Below are 22,988 nucleotides of genomic sequence, written 5' to 3'. Positions count from 1 at the left end.
AGTTTTTAAAAGTTAAGCTGGATTCCAAAAGAATAGGTTTTGAGCGGGGGTAAGAATCCGCTAAGGACAAATTCGGGGTCAAGCCCAAAATATTTGGTCCATGTCAGCAGATTTTGTCCCTGGAAATAAATCAGAGCATCCTTTACGATCCCGCTTTCAGGCTTAAGCCTGTAGCTTAGCTGAATATTTTTTAGCCGGATATACGAAGCATCCCCAATGGCCGCCGTACTGTTTTTGAAAAAGGTTTGCAGGGTGTTTTTCTGAGTATTGGCTCCTGAAGTGTAAGGCATATATGCTCCGCCCGGGTTATCAGGAGACCATACATTCAACACCTCTACAGGCTGGTTATTCATCGTTCCGGGAGTTGGCATATAGTTATGGTAATTCCAGTTCCTTTGTTTAACAAACTGTAATGAAAAAGAGAATGTCCAGTTCTTATACAGAAGCTGGTTCTGTAATCCTCCGTAATACCGGACACCTATTTTTTCAATAACCTGATTATCATCCGGAGAGGTGATTTTACCATCACCGTTAAAATCCTTAAACCTGTAGAGCCCGGTAGCCGGGTCTATCCCTTCATACTGGTAGACTTTGACAATAGAAACGGGATATCCCAAAACATATTGATTAGAATAAGTAGAGCCTTCCAGCCCGGGAAATGATACGAGCTTGCTTGTCGGAATGCTGATATTAAAGCTGGTATTCCATTTGAAAAAAGAAGATTTTATCGGGAAAGCACTGAGATCAAATTCAAACCCACTGTTTTCTACCGTTGCCGGAAGATTGGCCTGGATAGAACTGAAGCCTGTTGTTCCTGGCAGGGGAATCCCTACCAGCTGGTTGGAAGAGCGGTTCCGGTACCATGCTGCCGAAAGGTTGATACAGTCTTTCAAAAAGCCTAATTCCACTGCGGCTTCCAGCTTCACTGTTTTCTCCCAGCTGAAAAGAGGGTTATACAATCTCGAAGGATTCAGGGCAGTGACACCACCATAGCCCGTTCCGGAAATGGTATAGGTATCCAGATACTGGTAATCGCCAATCTTATCACTGCCGGTAGTCCCAATGCTCCCTCTGAGCTTTCCGAAGCTTAACCATTTACTTTCCTTTAGAAAATTTTCATGAGAAAATAACCAGGCAGCCCCAATAGCTCCGAAATTAGCAAACCGTTTTTGTGGTCCGAATCGGCTGGAACCATCCCTCCTTCCGGTAATATTAAGAATATACCTGTGCTTATATTGATAGTTGATGCGCCCGAATAATGCGGCATACCTATATTCATTACCTGCTTCAGTAATAATTTTGGTTTTTGCAGCACCTATATTGTGAATCAGCGCATTACTTTCAAATCCATATCCCTGGTTTTGGGACTGGTAGCCGGAATCCTGCTGGAAGGTTCCCCCGGCAAGCACATCAACCTGATGGTCTCCAAAAGCTTGTTTCCAGTTTATTTGCGGTTCAATAATATACGAGAAATATTGCCGCCTGTTCCTTAAGGCTGAAGAAGTAGCGCTGGTTAAACCGTAAGATGGATTGTACATGGTATGGGGTAGCAACGAATATTCTTCAAAAGCCCGGTAATTAATCCCGCCATTGAGCTTAACTGATATTCCTTTGTATACTTCATAGCTCATATTGATATTGGAAGTGAACTGCTTGCTATCATTGGAATACGTGCTTACAAACGGGGCAATAGGGTTGTCAAACGTATTGTTTTCCCAGTTGATATTGCCGCCAGATGTATATAATACCGGGGCATTCGGGCTTAGAAATAATGATTTGTTGGTGATCTCCTGATTGAGCATATTATTGGTCTGGAAGGAAATCAGGTTGGAAAGGTTAGCAGTAAATTTCCGGTCTTTGGATTGATAGGAAATGCTGGAAGTAATATTGTTGGTTTTGTAACGGAAAGAAGCAGGAAACACGGTGGTCTGCTCATTGTGGCTGCCACTTACTAAAAAAGAAGTCCCTTCATTTCCTCCACTGACAGAAAATTGTGTGCTTATAGTTTCAGCAGTGTTGCCGATGAGTGTTTTTTGCCAGTTGGTGTATCGTGTCTGGTCCCACTTTCCATTGATATCATAGGCGGTGGCTGGATAAGTGGTAATCCCGTCGTTAGCATAAGCCTGTTTACGCATACGAATATATTCTTCCGTATTCATCATTTTCATATTGGAAGCGGCACGGCTTAAAGCATAGCTGGTGTTAATGCTAAGCTGTGTCTTTCCCTTCTTTCCTTTTTTGGTGGTGATAAGGACCACACCATTCGCTCCCCGGGAACCGTAGATAGCCGTAGCATCGGCGTCTTTCAGTATTTCGATGTTTTCAATATCATTGGGATTGATACTGTTTAACGGGCTAATAGAAGAGTAAGGCATAATGCTGCTGGAATACCGGGATGGGTTTTCCGAGCTGATCACCACTCCATCGACAATATACATCGGGGCATTTCCCTCTCTTCTAAGGCTGTTCTTACCTCGGATCTGGATATCAAATCCACCACCGGGAACACCGGAGTTCTGGGTGATATTGACCCCGGAGATTCTGCCCTGTACAGCGGAAAGTACATTAGCTACAGGCTGGTTTTCGATATCCTTTGCCGATACTTTGGCTATGCTTCCAGTGCGCTCCTTATCTTTGACTTTATAATAACCTGCATTAAGCACTACTTCTTCAATGCTGCTTACTTTTCCAGATGAAGGAGGTAAAGTGTCAGCCTTTTTCCTGAGTACGGTAGCTTCGGTGGTATTGTTTCCGGAAATCGTATCTGAATTTTTCCACTCCTGTGCCTGAAATGAGTAGCCTGCTACCGTTAGCATAAGGACACATGAAATGCTCCCTATGCTGGTATAGGATTTTTTCATAAATTTGAAAAGTTTAATTTAATTAAGCAATTAAGCTCTTTCCTGCCCAAGCGGTCAACTTTTGCGGAAGGGGCTTTTTTATTTCCTAGCGTTCTGTAACAAAAAGATGACTAAGTATCATTATAATAGGTGCTACCTGTTTTCATTTGATGGTCTTTTATGGTTACATTGTGTTTTTAAACATTGTCTAGGAGGAAGTTTTGGGAGATTACAAAACCTCCAGCCTAAACACATCATAAAGAATTAATATGAATGAAATTAACCTCGAGTGTGAACTGTAAAGCTCCAATGGTTGCGCTGCCATTGTATCCTATCTAATCTTTATAGTAAAAGCAGCTTAGAGAAATGTAGAGAGGCGGACATCATAGGAAAAAAACAGCGTGGAACTCTACCTACCGTATCAGAGGTACTGGCATACCCTTTACCACGAATAAGAGAGCCCACGCCTAGAACGTGAGCAATCTGCTTATTGTCTTGTGGTAAAATGAAAAGTGCCAGTTTTCTGATACAAGATTCTAAGCGAATAGCTTCTAATATTTTTTGAAGTTTCGCAAAATTACAATTAAGTAACTTCTTTTACAAAGATAAGAAAAAATATTTTGGTATACAAAACTATACCAAAATATTTTTCATTATGTGCTTAATTGCATTTATGATTAAAGAAAGTGAAAAAATTATAATTATAAAAACTGCGATTACTTTGCGTAAAATGCTTAGTAACAATAAGAGTTCCTCAGCGAAATCGGATGGTAGTGTGGACATAGTCAATAGTTATGATAAAATAGCTGCAAACTCTAATTCAGAACTGACCAAAGCCACAGTAAATGGTGCTTTTAGCGGAAAGAAAAGGTCAACGATGGCAACAATTGTTCTTATTGTCGAGTCAATGGGTTACACAATGATAGACTTTGGTGAACAATACTGTAAGATAACAGATGAACACATCTTAGACTTTAAAAAAAATATTTTATATAAAGGGAGCTAGCTTTATACAATTAGAATATTTATAGGCAATCTTCTAAAAAATCCCAATCAATTTGATGCGTATAAAAAATCAGACCCCTTTAGGGGCAGTCCAATGTATGTTTTTTCTATCGCTACGAACGAAACGCTCGCACGAGCAGTGGTTTTTGTCTACTTACAAGAATGTTTTGATTCAGCCTTCCATTCGTTCGTATAAGGATCAAAAGGACATTTGTTTATTTTTTTCCAAGAAGAACCGTCAAATTCAATATCTGAATTGTTAAAACAGATATACCTGAATTGACAATCTTTGCAGACTTCTATATTGTCATTGCTGATAAACCACTTTCTTGTAAATTCACTATCTTGTATTAATTCGGCAATCCTTTTATTTCTAAAATTACCATGGGTGCTTTTGTGCGCCAGAAAATTCTTAAAGTTTCCATCATTATCAATACAAACTTTTCTGTTTAAAGCAACATTGTACTGTTGAGCTTCGGTAAAAAATTCCATGTTGATAATAAAATTCTCTTTCTTTATATTATCAACGGTTGAGCTGTTGATGGCTTTTGATGTAAAAATTAATTTTTTGTCTATGTAATACTTAGAATTTTCATGCAAATCTTTAGTTAATACTTCATCCTTAACACTATGGATTACAAATGTTTTAATCCTGTTTTCTATATCATCAAGATACTTCAAATAATTCTCATCATATAACGATTCAGGAAGGAAAATTTCAACATTCCTGATTCTTGATTTTCGTGTTGCATCGAGTATGCCTGATATTATATTATCAACATCCGAATTATTAATTCTTATTTGAATACTGAAACAGGCTAAGGAGCTTAATTCTTTAATTGCAGCATTGAAGTCATATTTGCAATCTTCATTAATTTCTAAGATTGCACTGTTAACTTTAAATGGGGAGTGCCACTCTAAATTCAGCTCCGGGAAACTTTCAACATTTTCTAAAAAGAAGCCGTAATCAATATCTACCAGATAATTAAAATAGTTATCTATACCTTCGTTCAAATCATTATTAAAAAAATTTTTGATTTCACTTACTGTATGAGTACGTGTTTTTTTCAGAACTTCAAGCAATAGATTAGGCACATTTACATGCTCTGTATTTTGTAGATCTACAATAATACTTTCTTCACTTCCCTTTACAGGAATACAATTTGAATATAAGTTAAAAAATCTATTCATTATAGAATAATTATTGGCTTGTAATTATGAAAGATGTCATACATAGTAGTCTGGTGAAAGTTACTGTGAGCGGTGTAATGTAAATTAAAACGTTTGACTTCTTCCTTAGTGTAGTAAACATTTCTTATTAAATGAAAATTTATAGGGAGTAATTTATAGCTTTCTTCTTTAAAAAGAGAAATAAATTCGTGCTTTTCCATGATTTATTGTATTAGGTATTCGGCTATTTTTTTGTGCAGGTGATAATTACAGGCTCCGGTTAGAAAACCAAACTGACCTACAGGATTAACTTCTAAAAAGACATATCTATCCTTTGTTTTTACGATATCTAAAGAACCACAATTTAAATTTAATTTTTGCATTAACAAACGAATATTATCTTCTATTGAAGATGGCAGTTTATAAGTAACGCGCCTATTCATGCTATCTCTATTATATCTTCTAAAATCAACACTGGTTTGTTCATTTTTTTGAGAAAACATTGCCATTGAAAATATTTCTCCATCTAAATAGAAGCTTCTTATTTCGTATTCTTTCTCTAATTTTTCCTGAAAATGTGCGATAAAAAAATACTCAGGTAAATTATTTATGAAGCTCATTTCTATTTTTTCCGTATAAGTTGCATAGGTGGAGTGCGTCTCCTCTATATCACAAAGCAACATATCATGCATTTTAGAGATTACTTCTCCATTACAGTCATTATAAAAATCAATAAGCTTAGATTTACTATTTGTTAGAATAGATTTAGGAATATCTATTCCTATATTTTTAGCAATTCTTAAAACCTGAAATTTATTGACTTCATATCTTAGAGAACCTCCCAAGATATTTTCAGCCTTGTATTTATTTGCCAGATCGTGCGCATTAATATTTTCAATTTCTTTATTAGCTGAATGCATTAATAATACATCTAATTTTTTATTAACTAATTTTTCAGTTAATAAGTCTTCGGGAATTTTTCTGATTGGGAAAGGCCTTCTTCCGGGTCTTCTGTACCAAATAGCTTTTACATCTATACTTTCAGCTATATCAAGGAAAAACTCGCGCTGTGTTGGTATTTGAAAGAAATCGGTATTTATTCTTTTTACTTCTCCTTTATATAAGAAAGAAAGCCAATCCATAACAAGGTTAGTAGTAATATCTTTGTCTTCCGTGTAAATTACTATCATTATATTTTACTTTCAATTACGTATATTATTTGAAGAATCAACCTTTTTCAAGTAATCTTCCAAAGAAATTAAGTTCATCGATTTCCTTCTGGTATTCACATTGGTAGAATCCTGAAGGTTTTCAATAAATGCCTTACCGTTGGCTCTAAAAGAAAGTTGTGTTCCATAAATTTGCTTTCTATTATTTAACAACTCAACTCTATCAATCAAATATGCAACCTGTTTTTTATCGGCATTCCCATTTTCAGAAGCTTTTTTGATAATAGGTAAATATTTTTCCATTGTTTCCAACTTGTCAGCATGCTGAATTGCTAAAAACAAAGCTAAATTTGCGTCATGTCCGATCTTGTTTTCACCGAGCCACCCTAAACTATCAATGATTTTAGTAACAATTTTAGAGTTCTTTCTATCAAGGGGAGCTTGCTTGGCCAGGTCTAAAACTGGCGTTCTAAATTTTTGATCATCTACTAATACTTGTTCCAAAGTTCTTCTAACTTCAGAATAGTTTTCTGCTTTCTTGCATCCAAAAAAAGAAAGGATGAGAATTAGTAATGAATATTTAAGTTTTGTAATCATTTATAAAATTAAAAAAAGGATAAAAAAATTATCCTTTCTTACATTGTTCTTAAAATTCGACAAATTATAGTGTCCCATCGTAATAGGAATCCGGAGCAGAAATACTGTTGTCGTGGTTACCATCAGATGTTAAACCAGTTTGTGTATCTGTTCCGGCAGTTGGAACAAGTTTTCCTCCGTTGATAGTGTCGAGTTTAGTTCTATCAATTCTTGAATTTTGGAACTTACTTAATAAGCTGTCTTTTTTTTGAAAATTTTTTTTCATAATAAATATTTTTGTTTTTCCTACTCTTTAAGCCTTTCGGATTTTGCTATTATAATTACTAACTAAAATAAATAATAAATTAATACAACATAGGTTTTTAACAAATTTTAACTAAGCCGAAATTTACAACTGACTAGCAACTATAGAAATATCAATAAGATTTATGTGGATCTACATGTATGTATATCTGCGAAAGATCAAAACTTACCTTTTAGTAAAGTGCGATAGCAATACTGAGAATCCAAATTAATTCGTTTCATATCCAATACATCAAAATTTTTTTATATTCTATGTTTTCAGAACTGAAAAATAGCATTAGGTTAGATAACAAATTATTATTACTATGATCAATAATCTTTTTTCTATCTAGTATATTACCAGTAATTTTATCGGAATTACAAAAGAAATTAATCTCTTTAAGGTTCTTGAGTTTCCTATATTCGTTCATAAAATCAGGAAGCTTCTCTTTAATCATAGTTCCGTCCTCATAAAATTCAACAACTCCTTCCTTGCTGGTGCTTATGATATCAAATTTTTCTAATTTTTCTAATTCTTCTAATTTTCTAAAATCATTTTTTGCAGATATATTATTGACGACAGCAATGGGAAAGATTGCATCTTCGCCTGTATAATTAACAGTAAACGGATTTTTTAATGTTATTACTTCGAAAAGAATTGTGTATTCTTTCAGATCTTTACTAAATAAGTGATGAAGTTGGTTATAAAAAACATCCGTCGCTAGGGCTCCAATATAATGATTAAAATTGTTCTTTGAACAAATATAATAGCTATCTTTATATTTGTACAGCACGCCTAAAGCTCCATCTAATTTATCTGTGGTATGTAATGGTTCAGAAAGTAGATCCAATACTTCAGGATAAATTTCATTTCTCTCGAAAAATTTTTTAAAGGGACGCGCAATAATTTTCCCTGAATCATCTAATATCAAACCTCTACAAGACAATGTTGTATAATTCCAAATTTTATGCAACTTACATTTTTTTGTGATATTATAAAGCCATATTGGGTATACTGGATGTTTTACTTTATAAATATAACCTAATTTTATAAAGAGTTCTAACTCATTAATGCAAAAAGAGTCTGGCTTAATAAAGTTTAATACGGATTGCTGCTTCCAATAGATTTTTTTTCTAGCTTCTCTTGCCGAGAAAAAGGCAATTGTCTCAATTTCAGATGAGTCGAAATCGCTTGAGATTCTATATTGATTAAATTCTTTATCCGAAATCTCAACTACAAAATAAAAAATAATCTTTGATAAAATACCATTCGAGTCGACATAACTTATTAGCGATCTTTTAGAAAAATCAACTTTGTCTTTGGGAATCAGAATGCCCGTTTCTTCGTATGTCTCTCTTATAGCAGTTTCAACAATGTTTCCATCAGCTTCTATGTCAATAATTCCTTTCGGTATAGACCAATTACTATCAGAAGCCATATGCCTAGGTTTTACTAGCAAAACCTTACTATTTTTAATAATAAGTAGCCCGGCGCTCTTAGTCATAATATTTATCTAAATATCTGCTTTTCCATTTCCATATTCTATCATCAGGGGTATTGCCGTATTCCAAACTTTGATTGAACAATTCGCTTACGGACTTATTTGTTTCCTCATGGTTATTCCACTGCCGACAAACCCATTTTATTGCTCCTCTATCGATCTGGTCTATATTTAATTCGTTGACAAAATCCTCCTGTTTTTTTCCATTTTTTATGGCTTCCATTATCAGAGTTGTCGAAAGTGGATTTTCCTTATAGCCATAATACTTCCTAAGCTTGTTTATACTTTCAATCATCTGATATTCGGCATTTATGACACTCTGTAACTCCTTATGAATTTCCTTGTACCATGGAAATTTAATTTTAATTCGTAATGAATTGTTATATTCTAAAACAACACCCTCCAAATTATTTATGTTTGCTTCTTCAATTTCATTGAAGTTTGTGAAATTTTTAAACTCGTCAGTTAAATCCTTCTTAGTTCTGAAACCTAATTCAGAAATGTTTTGTACGCTCATACCCGTTTCTTTATCAATTACTCCGATCAAGACTAGATCCTCTTCCTCTCCATAATTGACTACGAGGCTGGCTTCAGGGTAAATTACCTCAAAAATGTAAGAAAACTGACGGTCCAATTTTAATGTTTCCTGTAGATATTTCCTTTGTATTATCTCACTCGCTTTTATTGCTTTTAAACTAGAAAATGATCTCTGAGTAGCTATATATGGAATATCCTTAACCCAATATAGTACTCCCATTGTACCATCTAATTTTTCATAAATTTTAGGTGCAGAATCTGGTAATTTTACAATTCTATTTTCACTTAAAGAAATCAAATTACCCGTGATGTGATTTCTGAATGTCCAAAATTTATCAAATGCTCTTTCTATAATTTCTCCTTCACTATTTAAAATTAAGCCTCTGCACATAATGGAATATTCATTCCAGATACTTTTCGTTTTAGAAAGAGGATGTTTAAAATAGCCATATATGAACAGATCCTCTGTAGGATGCTTTTCAATTGTAATATTTGAATCCTTAATAGATTCCCTTAGTCTAATTAAATTCAGTTTCATTACTTAATCTATTAATTATATAAGTTATGTAGATTTTTGATTCTGTTTCCAGCCCCATAAGCCCAAAAAACTTAAACAAAAAGCCCTCTAAAAACGCATATTTAGTGTTATCACTAAAACTAGAAAGTATTGCATTAGAAATAAACATATTTTCTTTTTTCTGTAAAAAATTATCCATACTTTCAGCAATAACATTAATTTCCTCTAAAAAGGAATCAGAAGGTATCCAATTATCTATTTTACTACAGAAATTTTCATTTAGTGAGCTTTCATTAACTAAATAAAGCCGCTCAAACTTTTGATACATTTCTGAAATAGTTGCATATTCATTTGAAATCAATTCCTGATCTGACAATAGAAATAATTGCCATTTCTGCGACAAATATTTATTGAAATCTAAAAAGTTTCTCTTACTAAAATTTAATCTTATAATACAGTTTACATATAGCTCAATACAGTACGAAATTGCTATGTTTTGATTCCAGATTAGGCTCTCATTGCTTTTTAATTCTAACACATATTCACATAATCTATTTAAGCCCAAATAGTAGTCGTCCTGGAAAAGATCATAAACCATAGAAATATCACTTATTTCTTTTACATGTACATTAGAATTTAATTTAATTTCTATCTCAGGGAGTATTTCTCGTTCAATTAATTCTTTATTTGCGTTTAAATAGAGAGTAAAAAATCCTTCAATATTCTTTTCCCAATAAAAGCTATTCAATCTGTAGTTAACATTTCTAGTTATTGTAAAAAATTTAAAGAATATATTTTCAAGAAATGAATCAAGATCTAAATCAGAATATTTAAAAACTAAAATAACCTCATTAGAATAGAATGAATTTTTTGAATCTATACTATTTACAAACCCACCGTATTGGTTTAACACCTCAATCATTCTTTGTTCAAAATCTAAGGATGCTAAATGATTATTCATAATCTCTTTTACATAAGGATGTGAGTGATGATATGAAAAAAGAACAGGTAAAGTAGATAATGATATAAAGTCATTCGGTGTAAAATAATTGTAAAGATTAATTAATCCTTCATAGATTTTATATCTCAAATAGTCAGAGTCATAATCTTTTATACCAGCAATATAGTTAGAGATAATCCACCGTAATTCATCTATTTCTCTTTTATTGATAATGCTTTTGTGCTTTTCTGTAAAGAAAATAATAGAAGATTTTAAATTAACCAAAAACCTATTTTCGTCCCTAATAATAGTCGAATGTGGAAACTGATTAAAAAGGTAACCCTTTTTTGTGTTTAAATTTTTTAAAATACTAATTTTAGGTATGTAATCAATAACTACTTTAGTTCCTTCTATATCTTTATTTTCTTTTAAAATACGTGAGGAGTAATATTCGTAAACGACCGTTAGTTTAAGAAAATATTTACCAGGCGTTAGCTGAAAACATTCATCTACTAAAATATGTTTATATTCATTCAACTCTATTTTTATAAATTCTTTCAGAATTTGAGCAACTTCATTATTTATTTTTCTCATTCTCTTTTTTTTCTTTATCTGTACTCTGCTCTTTTTCAGGCGCCTTTCTGTCGAATGCTTTTATTATTTTATCAAATATTTTATGAATTAGCCTTTTCTTTTCAACAATAATCTCAGCCTGGCCTTCCATATTTTTACCAAATGATAAGTTTTTATCAGAATCGCTTTGAAGTCCCTTCGGTATTTCTACAATGACCAGATATTGCGATTCATTAGGTATTAAGGAGATATTCTTTACAGTTCCTGTCAGCTTTCCAAACTCTTGGTAAGGAAATGCATTTAACTTGATAAAAACTGTTTGGCCAACTTTAACCTTACCGGCCCCTTCACTAGGCATTAATACTTGTCCAATAATTTTGTTATTATTAGGTAAAACACTAAAAAGCATTGAACCTTGGGTAACAAACTGGTTGGAAGAGATAAAGTTAACATAGTCTACTTGACCGTCAACAGGTACTTTTATTAAATATTTTTTCTCCCAGTTATTGACGCTGAGTGCCAATTGCTGAAAACTTTCTAACAGTTTTAATTCTACATTTGAAAGCTTAAGCTTCTTTTGAAGTAAAAACAAATTTAGATTTCCCTTAGCATCGGCAATATTGAGTTGGTTCCTAAGATTTTCAATATCTATATTTTTTAGATTCTCCTTTTCTTTCAAAAAATTAAGGGCTGAATTTTCAAAATCATTTACAATAGCCATTTTCTTTGATACTAAGATAGAATCATCTCTATACTTCTGAGATAAGATATTAATTTCCTTGGACTTGAATTTTTTCAAATTGCTTCTTTGAGCAATTAATGAGTGATATTGTTCAATTTGCTGTTTCAGCATTGCTACCTGCAAGTCATACTCATTATCGTTTCGATTGTTATTTACTTCGTGTAAAGCAGTAATAAATTTAAAATACGGCTCCTGAACTTCTCCTAAATTGTCTGCTTGAGCGAAATCAAAAGATCTCAGATTTAAGGTGTATAATGAAGATTGGTATTTAACGAGAGAATCTTTAAGTCTTAAGATTTTGTCTTCTTCACCTAGATTTTCTATCACACCAATAACACTACCTTTTTTAAATTGTTTCTGAGGGGTAAATTCCAAGATCTTTATCTTACCATTACTTTCAGAAACGATGGTAATAGGTGGCTTTTCCGCTGTAACCTTTACATTTGCGAGAATCATCTCTGGTGATTGGATAAACCATCCGAGTAAACCACAAATTATCATTATTATCAGTAATGAAAATGCCAAAATAGAGTTAAACTTTCTGGGAAATTTGCTTATCACATCCCTGAATTCTTCTGAATGGTGGACTTCAACTTTTTTCATATGATGCTATTAAGTGTCATTTGATTAGTAAATAACTTGGAGTAGTGTCCCTTATTTTTAATTAGCTCGTCGTGCTTTCCAACCTCTACAATCTTTCCACTATGCATTACAATAATCTGATCCGCATCCTTTATAGTAGATAGTCGATGTGCTACAATTACTGCTGTCTTTCCTTCATATTCTTTAACTAAGTTTTTTACCACTTTTGACTCATTAATTGAATCTAATGCATTTGTAGCCTCATCAAAAAACAGATATTCCGGATTTTTGTACAGTGCTCTTGCAATCATAATCCTTTGCTTTTGCCCTTGACTTAAGCCTCTACCGTTTTCACCCATTACCGTATTAAATCCTTTAGGAAGCTTTTCGATATCGCCTAAAATATTTGAATTTACTACTGCTTTGTGAAATAATTCGTTATCAAGCTCTCTCCCAAGAATAATATTGTTTTTTATACTGTCTTTGAAGACATCTCCTTCCTGATTTACAACTCCAATTTTATCTCTCCATAGTTTTAAACTTACATTACTCACATTCGTTTCTCCGATATAAAACTCTCCTAAAGAAGGGTTATACAACCTCATTAATATTTTTAATAGGGTAGACTTTCCACTTCCACTTTCTCCTACTATTGCCGTAACTTTTCCCTCGGGAATTATTAGTGAAACATTATTTAACACAAATGGCGAACTATTAGAATACCGGAACGAAACACTTTTTAAAATCAAAGATTTATGGCTTGGGAAAATTATATTATTAAGGACATCATTGTCTTGCTCTTCCGGAACCTGGTTGACTTCATTCATTCTTATAAAACTAATGTAAGCAACCTGGTAGGATTTTATAAAGTTTATCACCTCTGCTAATGGGCTTCTCAATTGTCCCAATATATATTGAATTGCTATTAAGACACCAATAGTAATTTCACCCTGAATTACAAGATAGGCAGAAAAGAAAGTTAATGATACATCTTTAAGAGTATTTAATAGATTACTTCCCAATTGCTCAGCTTGGTTTACATTCAACAATTTAATTCCAACTTCGTAAAGCTTTACTTGGAGTTTTTCCCATTTCCATCTTTTTCCTTTTTCGTAGTTATTATTTTTGATTTCATTAATATTGGTCAAAATTTCGATCCAATGGCTATTATTCTTGGCCTGAAGAGTAAAGTATTGTATATCCATTTTCTTTCTCACATTCCAAAACAGGAAAGTCCAAAGCACATATAAAATTGAGCCAAATAAGAATATCAAGAATATTGAAGAATTGTATATAAATAGAATAATACCAAAAACTAAAATGTTTAACGAAGCTAAAATAATAGCAAAAGCTGAGTTCATAATAAAATTCTGTAATCTTTCATAATCCAATGATCTTTGTAGAATATCCCCGACCAATTTATTCTCGAAAAAATTAACCGGAAGTTTTAATAGTTTCGATATATAATTTGATAATAATGATACCTTGACTCTTGACGCAATATGAGCATTGATAGATTGTCGTATCCAATTACCAATACTCGTACTGACAACCAAAACAACATTAGCAACCAAAAGGATAAGTATAAAGTTCATATCCTTTGCAGAGATACCCACGTCCACAATCGACTGAGTTATTATCGGAAATGCGATTTGTAAAAGAGTGATCACAATCATTGTCAAAATTAACTGAATTGATTGTGATTTATAGGGCCTTAGATGCGATAACAAATAATTCGCAATATAAACGAAAGAAGGAGATTGTCCTGAAGGCTTTATTTCATTAAAAACATCCGTAGGCTCAAGTGCAATTGCAATACCTTTTCTAAATTTTTTTTCGGAAGTTCTTTCTAACCAACCACTGAGAAACTCCCTTCTATCATATGTAATCAAACCAAGCGCGGGATCTGATACGAAAACTTTATTATCCTTTACTTTATAAATAACAATGAAGTGGGTATTACGCCAGTGAGCAATGCAGGGTAATGGAATTTCATTCTTTAACTTTAAAAAATCAACTTTAACTGGTAGAGCTTTTAAACCAATTGTTTCCGCCGACTCACATAAATCATAAACAGATATACCTTCTTTAGTGACTCCGCAAATATCTCTCAGTTCATCTAAATTAAAAAATTTACCATAATATTTCGAGACAATTTGCAAACAAGCCGCACCACAATCTCTTGCTTCAAGCTGAGTAAAATGAGGGAATTTATTAAACATTTGTAAAATGATTATTTCTTAATGAATCGACAATTTCAAATTTTTCCTTATCCTTTAAAATAAACATTGAAAGTATTCTATCAATAATTTGAAGTAAAAAAAACTTAGGTACTGGTTGTAAAGCAGCAAAGTCAAATCTCAGATCAAAAAGATCTGTATCTGCACTTAATATAGTTTTATCTTTTGTGTTTTTGTAGGTCATCTTGTATTTTTTTTCCTTATCTGCTATTTCTTTAAAAGTTAAGTTATGAAAATTATTAATAGTTTTGTAAAAATAATAAGAACTAAGTTCTTCAAAGGTTAAATTAATTTGTTTGATAATAGTATTTATGAATTTTGCTGTTTTTTCTACATCGGCTTCAATACTATTAATTATAGGTTGAATTTCTATGAAAAGTTCCTCCAACAATGAATAAAAAGCTCCGAATTTTATCTCATTATTAAAAGAAAAATTGTAAGGAAAAAACATTCTTCTTTCTCCCAAATATTCTTTTAAACTATTTCTAAGTGATGCTATTTTATTTTCAATCTTACAACTCACAAAAATATATATTCCTGCCTCCTCGATGTTGTTTGTATCAATATAAAAAATATAATATATCAAATTATGTTGGTTAAGAATTTCCTTAATTCTTTTGATTTCTTTAGGATCAGCATTGGGAATATAAAAAATTAGAGGATCTGATTCAGAAAGATGTTCATCCAGGAAATCATTATTATATTTAAATTCTCTTGGGATAGCCAATAACTTCATTAACTCCTCTATTCGAAATAATGTGATTCTTTTATTTTTTATAACTTCTACTATTCCGGCTACCTTAACAGCATACTGAGGATGATATTTATATAGATATCTAGTTTTATGCTTTGTAGATTTAAAATGAATTTTTCCATCCAGTAAAATGATGAAATCAATAATGTAATTTATACAATCACTTAAATTTAGATATGATTCAATTAGAGGTGTTGCGCCCTTCAAGCTATTGAAACATTGATTAATTTTGAAAATTGTGCTATTAATATTAAAACGTATAATTGTACAATTATCGGGATAGTCTTTACAAATGTATTGCTTTACATTTTTTAAAATTTTTAATTCATCTTTAATAATAAATCCCGTCTCAAATATGTGCTTATATATTCCATTTTTGAAATCGTGCGCCAAGATATTAAAGATGTCATTAAGAGGAATTTTGATTATCCCAAACTGCTGTCGGTCATAGTAAAAATTTTCCTTAGCAACATACGAAAACTTCTCATCAATGATTAGTAAATCAATATCCTCAAAATTCTGTTGTGAAAGAGATGCGCTTCCAAACAATAATACACCATTAACATTTGGAAAATAGTCATATAGGAATTTATTAATTTTTTGTAGTGTGTCTTTTTTTTTCATCAATTTATTACTTTTGCCAAATGAAAAATTTTGCAAATTTAATTTTTATTATAATACCAACCCTATTTTATTGTCAATATAATAATGATTCGCTAAGCATTGATGAGGTAATCAACTTAGTGGTAACAAATACTGAAAAAGCAAAGAATATTGAATCCGCTTACCAGATAAGAAATATTGATTTTGAAAATTATAAAAAATCATTTCTTCCTCAAATTTTTATGACGGCTAATCTACCATATCAAAGATCTATACAGGAAGTCATACAGTTTAATGGCAGCACTTCTTTAGTAGAGAGAAATTTCTTGAGCCCGACAATTAATTTCACCACCAAACAAATAGTGCCGTTCACAGGAGGCGAGATTTCGTTAACTAATTCAATTGCTATGAATAATGACTTACAAAATAAAATTACCAATTATTCCAGCAACTGGGTTAGTTTAACATACTCTCAAACAATTAATGGCTTCAACCAATATAAATGGGATAAACGGAAGTACTTTTATACAAGGAAGCTAGATGAGATAAATCATAAGAAGGATGTCGCAAAGTTAAAAACTGAAGCTGCACAACTATTTTTTGACGGATATATTTTGCAAAAGAAAATTGAATTAACAAAAAACAATATACTAAAAACTCAGTCCTTACTTGCCCAATTTGAAGAAAAAGAGAAACTAGGTAGAGCATTAGAAATTGATGTTAACCAAGTTTCTATAACAATTAACCAACTTAGCCAAAAAATGGAGAGTGATAGTTTTGATTTAAGCATGTTAATTAGTAAATTAAAAAATTTATTAAATCTTAATGAAAGAAAAGAATTATACTTTAAAACAGTAGATGATTTTGATTTAATTATTGATAAAGAAGCGCTTATATCTTCTTTCTTGGAAAAAAGTTATGAGAATGAAGCAAAACTTCAATTGCTGATAGCTGATGAAAAAATAGATAAAACAAAAAAAGATGGAGCTGTTAATTTTTTTGTTCAATTAGGCATTGGCTTGAATAGTTCTGCAGCTGAGCTCGAAAATCTCTATAATAAACCAATACAAAAGCAAGCTCTTTCAGTAGGAGCATATATTCCTCTTTTAAATTGGGGAATTCTAGAGAATAAAAAGAAAATGGCTGAGCTGGAAAAAAGTATTTTAGAGAGAGAATTAAAGCAAACAAAATTTGATGTTACTCAACAGGCAGAAAATTTGTATTATTATATTGAAAACCTCAATGACCAAATAAACTTATCAAAAAAGGAATACGAATTACAAACAGCAGCAAACGAATTACTATTTAATTTATTGACTTACGGAAAAAAAACCGTGTACGAATACAAAAATCAATTATTTGAGTATGAAAAAAGTTTTCTTAATTATAATGAACTATTGACAAGTAAGTATATTTTAAAAATGAAATTTAATGAAATATTCTTGGAATAGATTTGTTAATTTTGATTATTTTCATATTTTCGTATTAATAATTCAAACACAAATGAAATGATTTACTTCAAATTCACACTGATAAACTAGCTTATCCAAATTCTTTTTTATATGTCAAGTTTCAAGGTAATATGAAGCTTGACTAAGACACCGTAAGCCTAGTTATAAAAATTAAAAATAAACATTATGAAACAGAAAAGAAAATTAAACTTGAAAGAATTAGAACTTCAACTTCCTCCAATTTCATTGAATGAGACTAAAATTATCCTTGGGGGTAATGATTATGATGGAGGTCCAGATATTAACCCAAATGATCCATCATGGAGTGACGGTCAGCCAATGGATTATGACCCAAATGAACACTTTATCCTTGTTGGAAGTGGAAATAATGGTGACAACGATCAAGATCAGGGGGATTTTGATTATTATTATGATAATGACTACGATGACGGATACCCAGATGGAGGGGGTAATGGTATAGATTTCTCTAACGGTATTCCTCCTTCTTCATCATTTAATCCCTCTCCAGCATTACATGATGGTTTAAATAGTCAAGTTTTACAAAATATTGATTTTTCTCAAATTGGAAACAGCAACTCTGTAGGAGATATCCAAGCGTTATTAATGTCAAATAGTGAATTAGGCACACTGCTAACGCAAGCTATGAATAATGGCATCACAGTTTCTTTTGATACTAAACCGATGGATTTCGGAAGCCAATATAACACAGATAATAATCCAAATAATTATGTTTGGGGACAAACAAATTATGCACCTGGAAATAATCACATAACTATTAGTCTAAATTCTTTCGCATTTGATGCTAATGGACATTGGAATGCTGATATTGCTGGTATTTCAGGCCCACTAAATAGCTCTGATGGTGTTGATACAACAGGATTCAATACTCTACAGGATTTTACATACACAATAGCACATGAAGTTGTACATACGGTGATAAGTAGTATGTTTGAAAAAGCATGGAGTAACGATCATACGATCCAAGGCACTCATGATTACATGGTTCAGAACAATTACCCAGCAGACTTCATAAGTATTTATATTGTTGATAACGGAGATGGGACATATTCATGGAGAAATGCTGACCAAGCTGCTGCTTTAGAACACGCATATATGATTGAACATTATTCAGATACAATCAACAATATTGTTAATGAATTTACTCAGGACATGCATGATCTGCAACATACAGTTGACAATTTAAGACAGACTGCTGATTTTGCATGGCAAGAAGCTCATTCTACCGATCCAAATGTACCTGATAGCTGGCCTACACAAAGTGAATGGATGGCATATTATAATGATTTGCAACATCAATTGAGTGATATTATGGGCACTTGGGGAGCATTTATCGATAAAGGGTTTTAGTAATGCGCATTCTTAAAATCTTAACAATAACAATTATATGCGGAGTATTTTTTACATTTTGTAAGAATAAACCCGTTCGTTATGAGGTTGAAGCGACTATAAATAATTCTGTATTAGACTTATCTAATTCGAATTTGATTCAGATACCAGACCTTCGGCATACTAAATATGAAGAAGTTAATTTATCTAAAAATCGGATTGACAAATTAGATTTTTCAAAATTACCTTACACAATTAAAAAGTTAATCCTTTCTCATAATAAGCTAAAAGGGAATATTTCACTGAGAGATAAAGCATATAAGCTAAATTTTCTAGATCTATCATATAACGAAATCAATCATTTTGATTCGAACTACCCTTTAGATACTTTAAAGCTTAATAATAATAAATTGAAAGGTATCTCATGCTATGTTGACAACATGAAGTTTCTTGATATTTCTGAAAATAGAGATTTGAGTAATGAACTTGATATACCAATTGATAAAATTAAATACATAAAACGCGACAACATAAGAAATGATCTCCCATTAAAATTTAAGTTAAACGAAATTTTTAAGAATAGACACAACAACTAAAAATACAAATAGTGAAACAAAAAGGAAAATTAAATTTAAAAGAACTTGAACTGAAACTCCCTCCTATTCAGCTAAATGAAACTAAAATAATTCTCGGTGGAAATGATTATGATGGTGGGCCGGATATTAATCCCAATGATCCATCATGGAGTGACGGTCAACCGATGGATTACGATCCTAATCAACACTTTATTCTAGTGGGAGGTGGTAGTAATGGAGACAATGATCAAGACCAAGGAGATTTTGATTATTACTATGATAATGACTATGATGACGGATATGCTGATGCTGACGGGCGACATGATGGGGTTCATACTGATACACCTGATGGGCATCATAATTATGTATTACAAGAACTTCCTGATATGGATGTTCAATCTGCATTAGATTGTTGGTTAGAAGCAGCAGAGTTTTTATATAAATTTTTTGACAATCAATATGACAATACAGAAATTGACCAGTTCAATAATCAATGTATGCAGTTTGTCCAAAATGAATTGAATCTTCAGCAATTACATGAGACTCTTCTGCATGGCCTTCCTTCTGGCCAACCAACCGAAAACTTTGTAAATGAATTTTTTGAAAATCAAAAATTATCCGATGTCAACGGTCTTATCGATGCTTTAAGTGAGGGCCATCCGGTGTTCGCAGGAGTAGATTCGATTCATGATGACCCTAACAATAATAACTATAACCATCAGGTTGTAATTGTAGGGTATGAATATGATGCAAATAATAATTTCGTTTTCATTTGTGCAGATAGCGCAACAGGACAAATAGAATATTATCCTTACGATCATATTAACTTCAATGACTTATATGCTATCCTAGGATTAAAATGATAAATATATTCAGATTAATATTTTTTCTATCTTTTACTTTGTACAGATCTCAAGTATATGATTTGAATCTGTACAAAGTGACAAAGGATTCGTTGAGCACGAAGATAGAAAATAACTTTATTAGAATTTCAAAAGAAAAAAAGCTACTTCAGTACATTAAGGATAATAAAGTTAAAAGTTATTCTACATCAAAAAGAACAATCAATGACAAGATAAAAATTATTGATAGTATCAGATTAAAAGATCAAGGAGCTGACATAGCACTTATTGATTTAAGCTTGATCTATCCTATTTCTGACTTTGACAAATACTTCATTTTTTTGCCAAAAAAAAATATTTTACTTGACAATAAAAATATTAGATATTCATTAGTGGATGCATTATCAGCTATGTATGGTAGTATTGATAACTTAAATGAGGAAATATCCAAGTACAAGGTCGTAGAATCTAAGGATATATTCAATGAAGCGAAAGAATTTCTTAGATCTGACTATATTACTTACCAAGTACTATCTCCCCAGGATTCTATTAAAACGGCAGATATGTTCTTAGAGGACTTGTCAAAAGCCATTCATGTAAATAAATTTCAAAGAGCTCTTATATTAACAAATGATTGGAAGGATATAAAACAATTCCCACAAGTAATATCAAGAGACAAATATCATATCTATTTGTATAATATAGATATTACTAATTTTCTATTATCAATTTTTACAGATGAACAAATATTTAAGTATATCAACTATACTATACCTTATGATATAAAACGTGAAATGTACAGAGATTATTTTTACGAATGTTATCTCAAAGAAAATAAAGACGGAAAAAAGTTTAATGACTATTTAATAAAAATTTTATACAATTGATTTTAGGATATTCTGTTGTTGTTTTAATATGCATTTTCTGGATCATTTGCACCATACTAAAACAAATTAATAAAGATAGATTTAAAAGAGATATAGATCCATTTGCATTAATTCCAATTTGGACTTTGTTTTCCCCAAGACCAATGAAGAATAATTATTTACTGGGATATAGAAACTTGTATGGAGACAATAGCGCATCCGAAATAATCCTTATTAACAACTTTACACCCAAATGGTTTTATACTTTTTGGTATGGACAGCGCAGAGACATCAAATTCATTCTTGGATTAAGAAAACAAATGCTTAGATCTAATCCGAATCTATTTTCCTATTCGCCCTCTCTTTTATTGATTCGAAATCACATATGGTCAGAAAATGAGGCTATAAATAAGGAAATTGTAATGAAACAAATTATATATTTTAGAAGAAGTGGTTGGACACTCAATAAAAGGGACAAAATAATATTCACTATGAACATTAAGCGACAATGAAACTTTATTACCTCAGCTTGTGTCTAATTTCTATAGGAATTTTGTTTGATACTTTACATTCACTTTTTTACTATCAAAAATACTATTCAAAATCCGGAATTTTCAACGTAAATATTTTAGTAAACAATAAGCAGGATAAGAGTGTATCGAAGCTTCTGAAAGTATTATTCCCCATAGTAAATGAAAAAGGATTCTATTATATTTTATTGCTAAGATTAGCCTTATCCCTACTAATCTTATTTATGCCACATAAATTCTACAATTTAATATTTCTAGTTTTTTTAACGCAGCTAGTTTTTAATCTAAGAAATACTTTGGCTCTCTCTGGCGCAGATCAAATGAGAACAATTATATTATTTGGACTATCAATTATTTCGCTTATGGGGCATTTTTTAATGATCGGGAGTCTTTTTATAGTTTGTCAATTATATATTTCATACTTTTTTACTGGCTATAACAAAATAAGGTCGCCGATATGGAGGCAAGGGAAAGCTATGGTATATGTATTAAATAGTGAATTATTTGGCAATAGGGCCATCCAGAACTTTGTAATTAACTTAGGGCGTGGAAACAAAATTTTATGTTGGGGAATAATACTATTTCAGTTAACCTTTCCATTATTTGCCAGTATCCAATTCACAAACATCTACTTTCTTGTTGTTGGGATTATTTTTCACCTGATTTTAGCTATAATATCAAATTTAAATGATTTTTTCTGGACATTTATTTCTGCTTACCCAATTGTTTATTATGTTGTTTTCCACTTATAACCTTTTAATTATTTTTTTCTCCTTACTATTTCTCTTGAATGTAATAATTCAGGTTTCCAAAAAATGTCACTTTATATTAGACTACGATTATTTTGGACTTCTAATGATTTGGTCATTATTCGCGCCCCGACCTATTTCTTTTGATTATAAATTATTTTACAGAGATCTAGACTACAATGACATGACGTCAGAACTTGAAGAAATTATTTTCGACAATAACGACTATCTGCGTATCTTTAATTTCAATGATAAAATTTACACTTCAATATCAAAATCAGTTTTTTATATTGCTCAAATGAAACGAAAAGGCATAATCGATCGGGTTATTTTGAGTAGCTATTATTATGAGATTATTGAGAACCTGGTGAAAAATTATAAAAATAGCCCAAATATAAAAACAAGACAATTAATAATTTCAAAGGTCGGTTTAATTGATGGTGAATATAAGTTCAAAAATATAATTGTATCTAACATTGATTTTAATAAATAAAATAGCTATAATTTCGACATACTTGATCTATTTATATGTTATAATAGATTCAATTACCTTG

18 protein-coding genes are annotated in these 22,988 nt (G+C 31.6%); 7 read left to right on the top strand and 11 right to left on the bottom strand.

What is annotated here, in order from left to right:
- Window positions 1-5: 5 nt before the first annotated feature.
- A complete protein-coding gene (locus DRF65_RS20695) occupies window positions 6-2,861 on the bottom strand; it encodes a SusC/RagA family TonB-linked outer membrane protein (protein ID WP_115972647.1) in 2,856 nt (951 codons plus the stop codon).
- Between the two features lie 652 nt (window positions 2,862-3,513).
- On the opposite strand from DRF65_RS20695, the gene DRF65_RS20690 reads away from it, so the two are divergent.
- Window positions 3,514-3,846, top strand: a complete 333-nt coding sequence (locus tag DRF65_RS20690; protein ID WP_115972646.1) for a hypothetical protein — start codon at window positions 3,514-3,516, stop codon at window positions 3,844-3,846.
- 149 nt (window positions 3,847-3,995) lie between these two features.
- On the opposite strand, the gene gwsS is transcribed toward DRF65_RS20690, so the two are convergent.
- From gwsS to DRF65_RS20640, 10 genes are all read right to left on the bottom strand, one after another.
- Window positions 3,996-5,036, bottom strand: a complete 1,041-nt coding sequence (gene gwsS, locus DRF65_RS20685; protein WP_115972645.1) for a grasp-with-spasm system SPASM domain peptide maturase — start codon at window positions 5,034-5,036, stop codon at window positions 3,996-3,998.
- 203 nt (window positions 5,037-5,239) lie between these two features.
- The gene (gene gwsG, locus DRF65_RS20680) at window positions 5,240-6,205 is read right to left on the bottom strand and encodes a grasp-with-spasm system ATP-grasp peptide maturase (protein WP_115972644.1); all 966 of its coding nucleotides are present in this window, start codon (window positions 6,203-6,205) and stop codon (window positions 5,240-5,242) included.
- A 12-nt stretch (window positions 6,206-6,217) separates the two neighbouring features.
- Window positions 6,218-6,781, bottom strand: coding sequence for a DUF6624 domain-containing protein (locus DRF65_RS20675; protein ID WP_115972643.1), 564 nt, complete (start codon window positions 6,779-6,781; stop codon window positions 6,218-6,220).
- A 64-nt stretch (window positions 6,782-6,845) separates the two neighbouring features.
- A complete protein-coding gene (locus DRF65_RS20670; RefSeq protein WP_115972642.1) occupies window positions 6,846-7,046 on the bottom strand; it encodes a hypothetical protein in 201 nt (66 codons plus the stop codon).
- 256 nt (window positions 7,047-7,302) lie between these two features.
- Entirely contained in the window at window positions 7,303-8,568 is a 1,266-nt protein-coding gene (locus DRF65_RS20665) for an NUDIX domain-containing protein (RefSeq protein ID WP_115972641.1), read from the bottom strand.
- The gene (locus DRF65_RS20660) at window positions 8,561-9,640 is read right to left on the bottom strand and encodes a hypothetical protein (RefSeq protein ID WP_115972640.1); all 1,080 of its coding nucleotides are present in this window, start codon (window positions 9,638-9,640) and stop codon (window positions 8,561-8,563) included. Before DRF65_RS20660 ends, DRF65_RS20665 begins: the two co-directional genes overlap by 8 nt.
- Entirely contained in the window at window positions 9,621-11,153 is a 1,533-nt protein-coding gene (locus DRF65_RS20655) for a hypothetical protein (RefSeq protein ID WP_115972639.1), read from the bottom strand. The genes DRF65_RS20660 and DRF65_RS20655 overlap by 20 nt, the downstream gene beginning before the upstream one ends.
- Window positions 11,137-12,477 (bottom strand): HlyD family efflux transporter periplasmic adaptor subunit, encoded by a 1,341-nt coding sequence (locus DRF65_RS20650; RefSeq protein ID WP_115972638.1) that lies wholly within the window; start codon window positions 12,475-12,477, stop codon window positions 11,137-11,139. Before DRF65_RS20650 ends, DRF65_RS20655 begins: the two co-directional genes overlap by 17 nt.
- Window positions 12,474-14,678 (bottom strand): peptidase domain-containing ABC transporter, encoded by a 2,205-nt coding sequence (locus DRF65_RS20645; RefSeq protein ID WP_115972637.1) that lies wholly within the window; start codon window positions 14,676-14,678, stop codon window positions 12,474-12,476. Before DRF65_RS20645 ends, DRF65_RS20650 begins: the two co-directional genes overlap by 4 nt.
- A complete protein-coding gene (locus DRF65_RS20640) occupies window positions 14,671-16,074 on the bottom strand; it encodes a hypothetical protein (RefSeq protein WP_115972636.1) in 1,404 nt (467 codons plus the stop codon). The genes DRF65_RS20645 and DRF65_RS20640 overlap by 8 nt, the downstream gene beginning before the upstream one ends.
- Before the next feature lie 20 nt (window positions 16,075-16,094).
- Between DRF65_RS20640 and DRF65_RS20635 the strand changes: the two genes are divergently transcribed.
- From DRF65_RS20635 to DRF65_RS28310, 6 genes are all read left to right on the top strand, one after another.
- The gene (locus DRF65_RS20635) at window positions 16,095-17,504 is read left to right on the top strand and encodes a TolC family protein (RefSeq protein ID WP_115972635.1); all 1,410 of its coding nucleotides are present in this window, start codon (window positions 16,095-16,097) and stop codon (window positions 17,502-17,504) included.
- 186 nt (window positions 17,505-17,690) lie between these two features.
- Window positions 17,691-18,893 carry a hypothetical protein gene (locus DRF65_RS20630; RefSeq protein WP_115972634.1) on the top strand — a complete coding sequence of 401 codons (1,203 nt, stop codon included), beginning with the start codon at window positions 17,691-17,693 and terminating at the stop codon, window positions 18,891-18,893.
- 2 nt (window positions 18,894-18,895) lie between these two features.
- Window positions 18,896-19,468 carry a hypothetical protein gene (locus DRF65_RS20625; RefSeq protein WP_115972633.1) on the top strand — a complete coding sequence of 191 codons (573 nt, stop codon included), beginning with the start codon at window positions 18,896-18,898 and terminating at the stop codon, window positions 19,466-19,468.
- Window positions 19,469-19,479: 11 nt separating this feature from the next.
- Window positions 19,480-20,310 (top strand): cysteine peptidase family C39 domain-containing protein, encoded by an 831-nt coding sequence (locus tag DRF65_RS20620; protein ID WP_115972632.1) that lies wholly within the window; start codon window positions 19,480-19,482, stop codon window positions 20,308-20,310.
- A gap of 77 nt (window positions 20,311-20,387) precedes the next feature.
- Window positions 20,388-21,176 (top strand): hypothetical protein, encoded by a 789-nt coding sequence (locus tag DRF65_RS20615; protein WP_123947408.1) that lies wholly within the window; start codon window positions 20,388-20,390, stop codon window positions 21,174-21,176.
- Window positions 21,177-22,618: 1,442 nt separating this feature from the next.
- The gene (locus DRF65_RS28310) at window positions 22,619-22,927 is read left to right on the top strand and encodes a hypothetical protein (RefSeq protein ID WP_123947407.1); all 309 of its coding nucleotides are present in this window, start codon (window positions 22,619-22,621) and stop codon (window positions 22,925-22,927) included.
- The last annotated feature ends 61 nt before the right edge of the window (window positions 22,928-22,988 follow it).

This window comes from Chryseobacterium pennae, from assembly GCF_003385515.1.
GTDB lineage: Bacteria > Bacteroidota > Bacteroidia > Flavobacteriales > Weeksellaceae > Chryseobacterium > Chryseobacterium pennae.
The sequence above is the reverse complement of the archived record's forward strand: the minus strand, read 5'-3'. Positions and strand labels throughout refer to the sequence as shown.